At 73.2% G+C, this 12,943-nt stretch carries 10 protein-coding genes; 7 read left to right on the forward strand and 3 right to left on the reverse strand.

Annotated elements, in window-relative coordinates:
• Positions 1-295: 295 nt before the first annotated feature.
• The 4 genes from AC3WRM_RS16800 (at position 296) to AC3WRM_RS16815 (ending at position 4,802) form a co-directional block, all read left to right on the forward strand.
• Positions 296-1,378 (forward strand): sugar ABC transporter substrate-binding protein, encoded by a 1,083-nt coding sequence (locus AC3WRM_RS16800; RefSeq protein WP_492249698.1) that lies wholly within the window; start codon positions 296-298, stop codon positions 1,376-1,378.
• A 121-nt stretch (positions 1,379-1,499) separates the two neighbouring features.
• Complete coding sequence (locus AC3WRM_RS16805) at positions 1,500-2,261, forward strand: ATP-binding cassette domain-containing protein (protein WP_492249699.1); 762 nt, start codon at positions 1,500-1,502, stop codon at positions 2,259-2,261.
• Positions 2,262-2,269: 8 nt separating this feature from the next.
• Entirely contained in the window at positions 2,270-3,565 is a 1,296-nt protein-coding gene (locus tag AC3WRM_RS16810; RefSeq protein WP_492249700.1) for a sugar ABC transporter permease, read from the forward strand.
• A gap of 52 nt (positions 3,566-3,617) precedes the next feature.
• On the forward strand, positions 3,618-4,802 hold the full coding sequence (locus AC3WRM_RS16815; protein WP_492249701.1) for an ROK family protein: 1,185 nt from the start codon (positions 3,618-3,620) through the stop codon (positions 4,800-4,802).
• A gap of 12 nt (positions 4,803-4,814) precedes the next feature.
• Here AC3WRM_RS16815 and AC3WRM_RS16820 read toward each other — a convergent pair whose 3' ends face one another.
• From AC3WRM_RS16820 to xylB, 3 genes are all read right to left on the reverse strand, one after another.
• Entirely contained in the window at positions 4,815-5,963 is a 1,149-nt protein-coding gene (locus AC3WRM_RS16820) for an ROK family protein (protein ID WP_492249702.1), read from the reverse strand.
• Positions 5,964-5,965: 2 nt separating this feature from the next.
• Positions 5,966-7,126, reverse strand: a complete 1,161-nt coding sequence (xylA, locus tag AC3WRM_RS16825) for a xylose isomerase (RefSeq protein WP_492249703.1) — start codon at positions 7,124-7,126, stop codon at positions 5,966-5,968.
• Between the two features lie 64 nt (positions 7,127-7,190).
• Positions 7,191-8,576 carry a xylulokinase gene (gene xylB, locus AC3WRM_RS16830; protein WP_492249704.1) on the reverse strand — a complete coding sequence of 462 codons (1,386 nt, stop codon included), beginning with the start codon at positions 8,574-8,576 and terminating at the stop codon, positions 7,191-7,193.
• Between the two features lie 139 nt (positions 8,577-8,715).
• Between xylB and AC3WRM_RS16835 the strand changes: the two genes are divergently transcribed.
• The 3 genes from AC3WRM_RS16835 to dxs are packed head-to-tail and all read left to right on the forward strand — an operon-like array spanning position 8,716 to position 12,936.
• A complete protein-coding gene (locus tag AC3WRM_RS16835; protein ID WP_492249705.1) occupies positions 8,716-10,440 on the forward strand; it encodes an alkaline phosphatase D family protein in 1,725 nt (574 codons plus the stop codon).
• Positions 10,441-10,497: 57 nt separating this feature from the next.
• Entirely contained in the window at positions 10,498-11,001 is a 504-nt protein-coding gene (locus tag AC3WRM_RS16840; RefSeq protein WP_492249706.1) for a flavin reductase family protein, read from the forward strand.
• Positions 11,002-11,046: 45 nt separating this feature from the next.
• Positions 11,047-12,936, forward strand: coding sequence for a 1-deoxy-D-xylulose-5-phosphate synthase (gene dxs, locus AC3WRM_RS16845; protein ID WP_492249707.1), 1,890 nt, complete (start codon positions 11,047-11,049; stop codon positions 12,934-12,936).
• The last annotated feature ends 7 nt before the right edge of the window (positions 12,937-12,943 follow it).

The raw sequence follows: 12,943 nt of genomic DNA on the forward strand, positions 1-12,943 counted from the left end.
GCGGTGGATCTGCCACCTGAACAGCGCTCAGAAGGTGGCAGATCCACCGCCCGGGACGCGCGAACGCAGCATCGTGCGTCGCCAACCCGCCCCCCGGTGGACCGTCCAGCGGGCGGGGGAGGAGCGCCCCGGTGCCGACCCACGGAAGAAATTCGTTGTCCGCGACACCTTATTGCTCCAAGGTGCTGGACGTGACCCCGATCACGCGATAGGTTCACGCAAACAACAATTGCGTCCGGGTGTCGATCAGATGTCGTCTCCGTGTCGCGCGAGATGAATCAAGGAGGCGGTTCGTGTGAAGCGGACGCGCAATCTGGTGCTGGCCGGGCTCATGGGTGCCACGCTCATGCTGAGCGCCTGCGGCAGCAGCGACTCGGGGAACGACGGCGGCGACAGCAAGGGTGACGAGGGCAAGATCGGCGTCATCCTCCCCGACACCAAGTCCTCGGTGCGCTGGGAGTCGGCCGACCGTCCCGCGCTCGAGAAGGCCTTCAAGGAGGCCGGCGTCAAGTACGAGATCCAGAACGCCGAGGGCGACGCCGACAAGATGGCCACCATCGCCGACAGCATGATCGCCGACGGCGTCACCGTCCTCGCGATCGTCAACCTCGACTCCGACTCCGGCGCCTCCATCGAGGAGAAGGCCGCGCAGCAGGGCGTCAAGACGATCGACTACGACCGGCTCACGCTGGGCGGCTCGGCCGACTACTACGTCTCGTTCGACAACACCAAGGTCGGCGAGCTGCAGGGCCAGGGTCTCGAGCAGTGCCTCGGTGACAAGGACGCCAACATCATCTACCTGAACGGCTCGCCCACCGACAACAACGCGACGCTGTTCTCCCAGGGTGCGCACAGCGTCCTCGACAAGAACAGCAAGTACAAGAACGTCGGCGAGCAGGCCGTCCCGGACTGGGACAACGAGCAGGCCGTCACGATCTTCGAGCAGCTGTACACGAAGGTCGACGGCGACGTCCAGGGCGTCTACGCGGCCAACGACGGCCTCGCCGGCTCGGTCATCTCGATCCTCCAGAAGAACGGCCAGGAGGGCAAGGTGCCCGTCACCGGCCAGGACGCCACGGTCGAGGGCCTGCAGAACATCCTCAAGGGCGACCAGTGCATGTCGGTGTACAAGTCGGCCACCCAGGAGGCCGGCGCGCTCGCCAAGGCGGCCATCGCGCTCGCCAAGGGCGACAAGGCCGAGACCAACGGCACCACCGAGGACTCCGAGGGCAAGCGTGAGGTTCCCTCGATCCTCCTGACCCCGCAGTCCATCACGAAGGACAACGTCAAGGACGTCGTCGACGACGGAGGCGTCAGCAAGGACGACCTCTGCGCCAACGACTTCGCGAAGCTCTGCGCGGACGCCGGCATCAGCTGACGTCCACCCCGACGTCCCGCGGGGGACGGTCCTGCCAGACCGTCCCCCGCGGGAGTCACGCTGGGCGCGTCCGCGCCCGCACCGTCCGACCGCCCTCCTGCGACTCCCTGGAGACACCCCCATGACCACCACCCCGCTGCTGGAGCTGCGCGGCATCAACAAGAGCTTCGGCGCCGTCCACGTCCTGCACGACGTCGACTTCGCCGTCTACCCCGGCCAGGTCACGGCGCTCGTCGGCGACAACGGCGCCGGCAAGTCGACGCTCGTCAAGACCATTGCCGGCATCTACTCCGCCGACACGGGCCAGCGCTACTTCGAGGGCGAGCCGGTCGACATCCACGGCCCCCGCGACGCCGCCGACCTCGGCATCGAGGTCGTCTACCAGGACCTCGCCCTCTGCGACAACCTCGACATCGTCGAGAACATGTTCCTCGGCCGCGAGCTCATGAAGGGCCCCCAGCTCGACGAGGCCACCATGGAGGCCCGCGCCCGCGAGACGCTCGCGTCGCTGTCCGTGCGCACCGTGAAGTCGGTGCGCCAGAGCGTCGCCAGCCTGTCCGGCGGCCAGCGCCAGACCGTCGCCATCGCGAAGTCGGTGCTCTGGAACTCCAAGGTCGTGCTGCTCGACGAGCCCACCGCGGCCCTCGGCGTCGCCCAGACCCGTCAGGTCCTCGACCTCGTCCGCCGCCTCGCCGACCAGGGACTCGGCGTCGTGCTGATCTCCCACAACATGGTCGACGTCTTCGAGGTCGCCGACCGCATCACCACCCTGTACCTCGGCCGCGTGGCCGCCGACGTCGCCACGAAGGACGTCACCAACACCCAGGTCGTCGAGCTCATCACCGCGGGTCGCTCGGGCGACCTCGGGCTCGCATCCGTCTGAGAGGCACCATGACCACGTCATCCACGGGCACCCAGCCCGCCCAGAACGTCGGCAGCGGACTCGCCGACTCCGACTTCGCGATCGACGCGCGCCAGACGACGACGCTCGGCGAGGCCTGGCAGGCCTACCTCAACCGCCTGCGCGGCGGCGACATGGGCGCCCTGCCCGCGACGCTGGGGCTCGTCGTCCTCTTCGTCGTCTTCGGCTCGCTCAGCGACACGTTCCTCACCGCGCTGAACATCGCGAACCTCATCACGCAGGCCGGCGCGATCTGCGTGCTGGCCATGGCCCTCATCCCGGTGCTGCTGCTCGGCGACATCGACCTGTCCGCGGGCGTCGCGGGCGCGGTCGGGGCCGCGGTCGCGGCGCTCGTCATCGACGACCACGGGCTGCCCTGGTACGTCGCCGTGGTCGGCGCGCTCGTCGTCGGCATGGTGCTCGGCGCGTTCATCGGCGCGCTGGTCGCCAAGCTCGGCATCCCCAGCTTCGTCGTCACGCTGGCCTTCTTCCTGGCCCTGCAGGGCGTGCTGCTCAAGATGATCGGCCAGGGCGGCTCGGTCCGCGTGGCCGACCCGGTCCTGCGCGGCATCACCATCAAGAACGTGCCCGTCACCGTCGGCTGGATCGTCGCGGTCGCCGTGGTCGTCCTGTTCGCGGCCCTCGCGCTGCTGCGCCACCGCACCCAGGTCCGACGCGGGCTCGCGCACCAGCCGCTCAGCCTGATCGTCGTCAAGATCGCCGGCCTGGCCGTCGTCGTCCTGGGCCTCACGGCCCTGCTCAACGTCGACCGCAGCCGGAACCCGAACTTCCCGATCCAGGGCGTGCCGTACGTGCTGCTCGTGGTGGGCGCGCTGCTGGTGCTCTTCACCTTCCTGCTCAGCCGCACGCGCTACGGACGCCACGTGTACGCCGTCGGCGGCAACCGCGAGGCCGCACGACGGGCCGGCATCAACGTCGACCGCATCCGCATCTCCGTGTTCGTCATCTGCACCTCCACGGCGGCGATCAGCGGCATCATCGCCGCGTCGTACGCGGGCAAGGTCTCGCCCTCCTCCGGTGGCGGCAACACGCTGCTGTACGCGGTCGGCGCCGCGGTCATCGGCGGCACCAGCCTCTTCGGCGGCAAGGGCAAGGCGCGCGACGGCGTCATCGGCGGTGTCGTGATCGCGACGATTGCCAACGGTCTCGGCCTGCTCAACCAGGCCAGCTGGATCAACTACGTCGTCACGGGAGGCGTGCTGCTGCTCGCCGCCAGCGTCGACGCCCTGTCGCGCCGACGCCGGTCGGCGTCGGGCGTGAGCTGAGCCGACCATGCAGACGCGGGCCCGCGGGGGGGCGGGTACCAACCAGGAGGCCGTGAGACGGCACAACCTGGGCACGCTGCTCGGGCAGGTGCACCTGCGGGGTCGGGTGTCCCGCGCGGACCTCACCACGCACATGGGCCTGAACCGCAGCACGATCGCGGGGCTCGTGAGCGAGCTGGAGTCCATCGGCCTGGCCGAGCAGGTGCGGTCGGCGGCCGTGCGCAACGGCGCCGGCCGCCCCTCGCCCGACGTCGTCCCGACAGCGGACGGTGCCCACGTGCTGGCCGTCGACGTGCGGGTCGACGGCCTGGCCGTGGCACGTGTCGGCCTGGGCGGCACCGTGCTCGCCCGGGCCACCGGCCCGATCCCGGCCTCGCGCGACCCGTACGCGGTCGCCGACGCCATCCACGCGATGCTGCGCCTCGTGGTGCGCGACGCCGCCCCGAGCAGCGCGCTCGTCGGCGTCGGCATGGCCGTCCCCGGCGTGGTGCGCCGGTCGGACGGCCTGGTGCGGCTCGCCCCCAACCTCGGCTGGGTCGACGTGCCGTTCAGCGCGATCCTGTCGGAGCGCCTCGGCCGGATCGCTCCGGTCGAGGTGGGCAACGACGCCGACCTCGGCGCGCTCTCGGAGCATCTTCGTGGTGCCGGCGTCGACGTGGCCGACCTCGTGTACCTCTCGGGCGAGGTCGGCGTCGGAGCCGGTGTGATCGTGGGCGGGCACCGGCTCGTCGGCGCAGGCGGGTACGCGGGGGAGATCGGGCACCTGTCGATCGACCCGCAGGGTCGCGAGTGCCACTGCGGCAACCGCGGATGCTGGGAGACGCAGGTCGGTGCGCACGCCATCGCGGAGGCCATCGGGTGCCCGGCGGACCGGGTCGCGTCGCTCGACGAGGTGCTCGACGGCCTCACGACCGCCGACGAGGACCTGCGCGAGGTGGGGCGGCTCCTGGGCCGCGGCCTCGCGAACGTCGTCAACCTGCTCAACCCGCAGGTCATCGTGCTCGGTGGGTTCCTCCGCTCGCTCTACCCGCTCGTGCGCGAGGAGGTCGACCAGACCCTCCGCGACGCCGCGCTCGTCGCTCCGCAGGAGCTCGTGCGGGTCGCGCTGCCCGGTCTCGGCCCCGACGCGGTGCTGCTCGGTGCGGCCGAGACGGCCTTCGGCCGCCTGCTCGCCGACCCGGTCAGCTGCCTGGCGCAGGCCCAGCTCGACGTCGAGTCGGCGCTCGTCGTCGCCTGAGCCCGCGAGCGTTCAGAGCGCGGCGACGCCGCTGAGCACGTCGGCCAGCGCCTGCTCCGCCGCGCCCAGGGCGGCGGCCTCGATGCCGAGCTCGCCGACGCGGAGCGTGGGTCGGTGCGCGTCCGCCGACGGCAGCCGGTCGGCGAGCGTGGCCTCGGCGTCGTCGAGGATCCACGGCGCCAGCGGCTGGAAGTAGCCGCCCAGCACCACGGTCTCCGGGTCGAGCACCGTGCACAGGGCGGCCAGGCCGCGGCCGAGGTCGGTGGCCAGCGACCTGAGGACGTCGGCGGCGGCGGGGTCGGTCGACGCGCGGTCGGCGACCTGCGTGGCGCGTTCCATGGGCGTGCCCTCGCCGGTCACGTCGACGGCGGCCAGCGTCGGCCGCAGACCGACGGTCGCCTCCCAGCAGCCGAGCCGGCCGCACGCGCACCGCCGGTCCGGCTGGCCGACCGGCATGTGCCCGACCTCGCCGGCGAACCCGGAGCCGCGGACGAGCCGCCCGTCCTGCACGATGCCGCCGCCGATGCCGACGGTTCCGGTGATGTACAGCGACGACGCCGTGCCACGCGCCGCGCCGTGGGTGGCCTCGGCGACCGCGGCGAGGTTGGCGTCGTTGTCGACCTGCACGGGCAGGCCGAGCGCGTCGGCGAGCCGGTCGCCGGGCCGGGTGTCCGTCCAGCCCAGGTTGGGCGCGAGCCGGACGGTCGCGTGGTCGCGCTCGACGAGGCCGGGGACGGCGAGGTGCGCACCGACGATGCGACCGGGGGCCTCGCGCCGGACCTCCAGCGCGAGACCCTCCAGCACGTCGAGCGCGTCGTCGCCCTGCGGCACCTCGCGCGTCGTGGTGAGCACGTGCGACCCGGCGAGGTCGACGAGCGCCGCCGCCACGTAGTCGACGTTCACCTCCAGCCCGAGGCCCAGCACGCTGCCGGCGACCAGCCCGACCGGGGTCGACGGCCGACCCCGGCCCTGCGAGGAGGCCTCGCCCTCGACGACGACGGCGTGCTCGGCGAGCTCGCCCACGATCGCCCCCACCGTGGCCTTGGCCAGCCCGGTGCGACGTGCGAGCGCCGACCGGCTGCCGGGGCCCTGGTCACGCAGCGTGCGCAGCACGAGGGCCGTGTTGGCGCGACGCAGCTGGTCGGGGGCGGCGGGGGGCATGCTCAGCGCACCCCGTAGAGGTGCTCGAGCGCGAGCTGGTCGAGGCGCTCGAAGGCCATGCCGCGGGCCCCGAGGGTCTCGGGATCCTCCTCCGGCGCGGCCTGCAGGTCCTGCCAGGTCTCGCCCTCGGCGAGGGTCGGCGTGGCCAGCTCACCCACGCGCGACGCGGCGAGCGCCTCCTGCACGTCGGGGTCGGCGCGGAAGGCGAGTGCCTTGTCGCGCAGCACCAGGTAGTTCGTCATGCACGCGGCCGCGGCCGTCCACACGCCGTCCTCGTCCTCGGTGCGCGGCGTCTTGAAGTCGAAGTGCACCGGTCCGTCGTAGCCGCCCTGCAGCAGCGTGTCGACGACCCAGAACGCGCCGCGGGCGTTGCCGGCGCCGAAGCGGAAGTCCTGGTCGTAGCGCGGCCCGGTCTGGCCGTTGAGGTCGATGTGGAAGAGCTTGCCGTGCCACAGCGCCTGCGCGTAGCCGTGGGCGGCGTTCAGGCCGGCCATCTCCTCGTGCCCGATCTCGGGGTTCACGCCGACCAGCTCCGGACGCTCGAGGCTGTCGATGAAGGCGAGGGCGTGGCCGATGGTGGGGAGCAGGATGTCGCCACGGGGCTCGTTCGGCTTGGGCTCGATCGCGAAGCGCAGGTCGTAGCCCTGGTCCACGACGTACTGGCCCAGGAGGTCGAAGCCCTCCTTGTAGCGCGACAGCGCGGCCTGCACGTCCTTCGCCGCGCCGCTCTCGGCGCCCTCGCGACCGCCCCAGCAGACGTAGACCTGCGCGCCGAGCTCGGCGGCGAGGTCGATGTTGCGCATCACCTTGCGCAGCGCGAAGCGGCGCACGGCGCGGTCGTTCGACGTGAAGCCGCCGTCCTTGAAGACGGGGTGGCCGAAGAGGTTGGTGGTGGCGGTCGTGACGGCCAGGCCGGTGTCGGCGAGGCCCTGGCGGAACCGGTCGAGGATGGCGTCGCGCTCGCTCGTGGAGGAGCCGAAGGGCACGACGTCGTCGTCGTGGAAGTTGACGCCGTAGGCGCCGAGCTCGGCGAGCTTCTCGAGCGCGTGCACCGGGTCCATCGGCGCGCGCGTCGGGTCGCCGAACGGGTCGCGGCCGGCGTACTGGACGGTCCAGATGCCGAAGGAGAACTTGTCGGCGGGGGTCGGGGTGGGGACGGACATGGTGCGCCTCTCGGTGGGTGGTGCGGGGTGTGGGCAGGTGGTCGGTGGTGCTGGCGGGGACGGGTCAGGGGGTGAGGGCGGTGGCGCGGTCGCGCAGGGCCGCGTACGCGTCGCGGACGGCGGGCGTCGGGTCGGCGCGCAGCACCCGGGTGCCGGCGAGCGGCCACGCGGGCGGCTCGGCCGAGCCGGCCAGGGTCCACGCGGCCTGGCGGGCGGCGCCGAGTGCGACGTACTCGGCGGAGGCCGGCAGCACGACGTCGCGTCCCAGCACGGCCGGTGCGAGCGCCTGCACGGCCGGGCTCTTGGCGCCGCCGCCGATGAGCAGCACGCGGTCGACCCCGGTGAGCCCCTGGGCCACGGCGTCGAGCGCGTCGGCCAGGGAGCACAGCAGCGCCTCGACGGCGGCCCGGGCGACGTCGGCGCGGCTGGTCGCCGTGGTGAGCCCGGCCCAGGTGCCGCTGGCGTCGGGCCGGTTCGGGGTGCGCTCGCCGTCGTAGTACGGGCTGACGGTGAGGCCGTGGGCACCCGGCACGGAGTCGAGGGCGAGAGCGGCGAGCTCGTCGTGGTCGACGCCGAGGAGCCGTGCGTGCAGGTCGAGGATGCGTGCGGCGTTGAGCGTCGTGGCCATGGGCAGGTAGCGCCCGGTCGCGTCGGCGAAGCCGGTCACGACGCCGGTGCGGTCGACGACGGGGGAGTCGCTGACCGCCGCGGCCACGCCGGACGTCCCGATCGAGAGCGACACGTCGCCCGGCCCGAGCCCGAGCCCGAGGGCGGCGGCCATGTTGTCGCCCGTCCCGGGAGCCACGACGGCGCCGTGCTCGGTGGTGCCGACCTGCTCGCTCGGGCCCGCGACGTGCGGCAGTCCGGCCCGGTGCCCGAGAGCCCGCTCGAGGACGTCCTCGCGGTAGGTCCCGTCCGCGGGGGAGTAGTAGCCGGTGCCCGAGGCGTCGCCGCGGTCCGTGGCGGGGGCGGAGCGACGCCCTCCGGCGTGCCACGACAGGTAGTCGTGGGGCAGCAGGACACGTGTGGTGCGCCGCGCGGCGTCGGGCTCGTGGTCGCGCAGCCAGCGCAGCTTCGTGACGGTGAAGGAGGCCACGAGCACGCTGCCCACGGCCTCGGCGCAGGCGGCCGGTCCGCCCAGCTCCTCGACCAGCGTCGCGGCGGCCGCGGCGGAGCGGGTGTCGTTCCACAGGAGCGCGTCGTGCACGGGCGCGTCGTCGGCGTCCAGCGCCACCATGCCGTGCTGCTGGCCCCCGACGGCCACGGCGGCGGCGCGGGGGAGCAGGGGACCGGCCGCGGCGTCGAACGCGTCGAGCCAGGCGCGCGGGTCGACGCTGGTGCCGTCGGGGTGCGGGGCCGTGCGCGACGCGACGACCGTGCCGTCGTCGGCGTCGACGAGGACGGCCTTCGTGGACTGCGTCGAGGAGTCGACGCCGAGGGCGAGGGGCATGGACCCATATTCGTTCAGGGTCCGAACGAAGTCAAGCGTCCAGCGTGACGTGTCTCACGCGTCGGGCCGGCTGGGGTCGTTCCGCGGGCGCTCCCACGTGCGTCGCCGTGCGTTCACCCGCGACCGGTCGGCTGGGGCCATGACTGACACGCCCGAACCCACCCCCACGCCCGCCCCCGACCCCACGCGCCGACGACTCGTCGTGGGCGGCGCCGTCGGCGCGGCGGCGGTCGGTGCCGGCGGCGTCCTGGTCCCAGCGACGGCCTCGGGGGCCGCCGCGGACCGACGTCGTCACGCCGACACCCTGCGCCACGACCCCTTCACGCTCGGCGTCGCGTCCGGCGACCCGGTGCCCGACGGGGTCGTGCTCTGGACCCGGCTCGCGCTCGACCCGACCGCTGCCGACGGCCGCGGCGGCATGCCCGACCGTCCTGTCGCCCTCACCTGGCAGGTGGCGTCCGACTCCCGGTTCCGGCGCGTGGTGCGCAGCGGGCGGGTGACCGCGCTGCCCCAGCACGCCCACAGCGTGCACGTCGAGGTCGACGGGCTGCGGCCCGGCCGGGAGTACTGGTACCGCTTCCGGGCCGGACGCCACGTCTCGCGGGCCGCCCGCACGAGCACCTCGCCCACGCCGGGCAGCCTGCCCGCGTCGATGACGATGGCGTTCGCCTCGTGCGCCCAGCTCGAGCACGGGTTCTTCAGCGCCTACCGCAACATCGCCGTCGACCAGCCCGACCTGGTGCTCCACCTCGGCGACTACCTCTACGAGTACACGGCGCGCGACTACGTGGCACCCGGCGGGAACGTGCGCGACCACGAGGGTCCCGAGACCGTCGACCTCGCCTCGTACCGCCAGCGGCACGCCCAGTACAAGGCCGACGCCGACCTCCAGGCCGCCCACGCAGCCGCCCCGTGGCTGGTCGTCTGGGACGACCACGAGGTCGACAACAACTGGGCCGGCGACACGCCCGAGAACCTGTCGGAGAAGCCCGGGTTCGCCGCCCGACGGGCCGCCGCCTTCCGCGCCTACTACGAGAACATGCCGCTGCGGCGCTCCTCGATCCCGCGGGGCGACCACCTGCAGCTCTTCCGTCGGCTGCACTGGGGTGCGCTCGCGTCGTTCCACATGCTCGACACGCGGCAGTTCCGCGACGACCAGGGCTGCGGCGACGGCTACAAGGCCGACTGCCCGGCGGCGGTCGACCCGAGCCGCACCATCGTCGGGCCGGCGCAGGAGCGCTGGCTCCTCGACGGCTTCCGCCGGTCGCGGGCCCGGTGGGACGTCATCGGCCAGCAGGTGTTCTTCGCCCAGCGCGACAGCACCGACGGACCGGTGAAGACGGTGTCGATGGACGCCTGGGACGGCTACCAGGCGTCGCGCGACCGCATCACCCGCGGCTGGGTCGACGCGCAGGTCCGCAACCCCGTGGTGCTCACCGGTGACGTGCACGCGCACTGGGCCTCGGAGCTGAAGCTCGACTACGACGACCCGACGTCGCGCAGCGTCGGCACCGAGCTGGTGTGCTCGTCGGTCACCTCCGGCGGCAACGGGTCCGACAGCGACCTGACCGCGCACCCGTGGCTGCGGTGGAACCCGCACCTGAGGCTGCAGAACAACCTGCGCGGCTACGTCCGCACCCGCATCACGCCGGAGGAGCTGACGGCGGAGTTCCGCTGCCTGCCGCAGGTCCGGACACCTGGTGCGGAGGCGTTCACCCGGGCCACGTTCGTCGTCGAGGACCGGGTGCCGGCCCTGAACCTCGTCCAGGACCGTGGCGTCCCGGGCGCGCGGACGCTGACGGGCCGCTCGGTCGAGGAGGACACGCGCGCGACCATCGAGCACGAGACCGCGCGTCCCCGGTGAGTCTCTCGCCGGGCGTGCCACGCTGCCGCGCGGACGGGGTCTGCCTAGGCTGACGGCGTGACGATCCACGACGAGCACCCCTTCGTGCCCCCCGAGGGGGAGCGGGATGTGCTGCGACGCCTGCGCGGGCGGCTGCCGGCGGCCGTCACGGTCTGGACGGCAGGCCAGGGGCGGGGGAGAGTCGGGCTGACCGTCTCGTCGTTCCTGCTCGCCGCAGGCGATCCCGCCCGGGTGCTGGCCCTGGTGGACGAGGAGTCCGACCTCTGGGACGCGCGCCCCGCGCGGGTGAGCGTGAACGTGCTCGGGGCCGACCACGGGTACCTCGCCGACGCGTTCGCCGGGACGGCGCCGGCACCGGGCGGGCCGTTCACGATCGGGTCGTGGAGCGACGGTCCTTGGGGGCCGCGCCTCGACGACGCCGTCGCCTGCGTCGGGGTCAGCCTCGACGACGTCGAGCCCGCGCACGAGGGCTGGGGCCTGCTGCTGCGGGGCACCGTCGACGACGTGGACCTGCGCGACGGACCCGCGCTGACGCACCTGCGCGGTCGTTACCGCACCTGACGGTGGTGCCGGGCGTGCGTGAGGCCCGCTGGCTAGACTGACCGAATGGCGTTGCTCGACGAGATCACCGGCCCGGCGGACCTGCGGGCGATGTCCGACGCCGATCTCGAGACCCTCGCCCACGAGATCCGTGAGCGCACGATCGACGCCGTCGCGGCGCACGCCGGGCACCTGGGCCCGAACCTCGGTGTCGTCGAGCTGACGCTCGCGCTGCACCGCGTCTTCGACTCCCCGCGCGACCGCATCGTCTGGGACACGGGACACCAGGCCTACGTGCACAAGATGGTCACGGGCCGGGCCGGCGCGTTCGACACGCTGCGCCAGGAGGGTGGCCTCTCGGGCTACCCGAGCCGGGCGGAGTCCGAGCACGACTGGGTCGAGAACAGCCACGCGTCCACGAGCCTGTCCTACGCCGAGGGCATGGCACGGGCCAACCAGGTGCTGGGTCGCGAGGACCACGTGGTCGCGGTGATCGGCGACGGCGCCATGACGGGCGGCATGGCCTGGGAGGCCATCAACAACATCGCCGCGTCGCAGGACCGGCGGGTCGTCATCGTCGTCAACGACAACGGACGCTCCTACCAGCCGACCGTCGGCGGCCTCGCCAACCGGCTCACCGACATCCGTACCAACCCGCGCTACGAGCCCGCGCTGGGCGCGATCCGCGAGCGGCTGAACCGCGGCGGCTCGGTCGGTCCGGCCGCCTACGACGCCCTGCACGCCATCAAGAAGGGCCTGAAGGACGTCCTCGCCCCGCAGGGCATGTTCGAGGACCTCGGCCTCAAGTACGTCGGTCCGGTCGACGGGCACGACCGCAAGGCCGTCGAGTCCGCCCTGGCGCACGCGAAGCGCTTCGGCGGTCCGGTGCTCGTGCACGTGCTGACCACCAAGGGCCAGGGCTACGACATCGCCGTCGCGAACGAGCACGACCAGATGCACCAGGCTCCGCAGTTCGACCGCACCACGGGCGACGCCGTCTCGGTCGCGCCGGCCGGGTGGACGTCGGTGTTCCGCGACGAGGTCGTCCGGATCGCCGACGAGCGTCCCGACGTCGTCGGCATCACCGCGGCGATGCTCTACCCCGTCGGGCTCGACGCGTTCGCCGACAAGTTCCCCGACCGCGTCTTCGACGTCGGCATCGCCGAGCAGCACGCCGCGACGAGCGCCGCCGGCATGGCGATGGCGGGGCTGCACCCCGTGGTCGCCGTCTACGCGACCTTCCTCAACCGCGCGTTCGACCAGGTGCTGCTCGACGTCGCGCTGCACCGGTGCGGCGTCACCTTCGTGCTCGACCGCGCGGGCGTCACCGGCGACGACGGCGCGAGCCACAACGGCATGTGGGACATGTCGATGCTGCAGCTCGTGCCCGGGCTCCGCCTGGCGGCGCCGCGCGACGGAGCCCGTCTGCGCGAGCTGCTGCGCGAGGCCGTCGACGTCGACGACGCCCCGACGGTCGTCCGCTTCGCGAAGGGTGCCGTGCCCGCCGACGTCGAGGCGATCGACACGGTCGGCACGTGCGACGTGCTCGCGCGTGGCGACCGACAGGACGTCCTCGTGCTGGCGGTCGGCTCGATGGTGCCCACCTGCCTCGCCGCGGCGGAGCGGCTGTCGGCCCAGGGGCTGGGGGTCACGGTCGTCGACCCGCGCTGGGTCAAGCCCTTCGACCCCGCCGTCGTCGGGCTCGCCGCCGAGCACCGCCTCGTCGTGACGGTCGAGGACAACGGCCGCGCCGGTGGTGTCGGGGCGGCGTTCACGCAGGCGCTGCGCGACGTCGAGAGCGAGGTGCCGGTCCGCGTGCACGGCGTGGCCCAGGAGTTCCTCGACCACGCGAAGCGTCCGGTCATCCTGGAGCGGCTCGGGCTGACGCCGGACGCCATCGCTGCCGACACCCACGCCGCCTGGCTGCGGCTGACCGGGAACAACGCGGACGTCTGAGGGCTTG

This window comes from Aeromicrobium sp. EU05-FHT14F07, from assembly GCF_058790455.1.

What these genes read in the sequence shown, in the direction of transcription:
- AC3WRM_RS16820 (WP_492249702.1), bottom strand. Translation starts at nt 5,963, where the DNA reads ATGCCCCCCGCCGCCCCCGACCAGCTGCGTCGCGCCAACACGGCCCTC.
- AC3WRM_RS16810 (WP_492249700.1), top strand. Translation starts at nt 2,270, where the DNA reads ATGACCACGTCATCCACGGGCACCCAGCCCGCCCAGAACGTCGGCAGC.
- xylB (WP_492249704.1), bottom strand. Translation starts at nt 8,576, where the DNA reads ATGCCCCTCGCCCTCGGCGTCGACTCCTCGACGCAGTCCACGAAGGCC.
- AC3WRM_RS16835 (WP_492249705.1), top strand. Translation starts at nt 8,716, where the DNA reads ATGACTGACACGCCCGAACCCACCCCCACGCCCGCCCCCGACCCCACG.
- xylA (WP_492249703.1), bottom strand. Translation starts at nt 7,126, where the DNA reads ATGTCCGTCCCCACCCCGACCCCCGCCGACAAGTTCTCCTTCGGCATC.
- AC3WRM_RS16805 (WP_492249699.1), top strand. Translation starts at nt 1,500, where the DNA reads ATGACCACCACCCCGCTGCTGGAGCTGCGCGGCATCAACAAGAGCTTC.
- dxs (WP_492249707.1), top strand. Translation starts at nt 11,047, where the DNA reads ATGGCGTTGCTCGACGAGATCACCGGCCCGGCGGACCTGCGGGCGATG.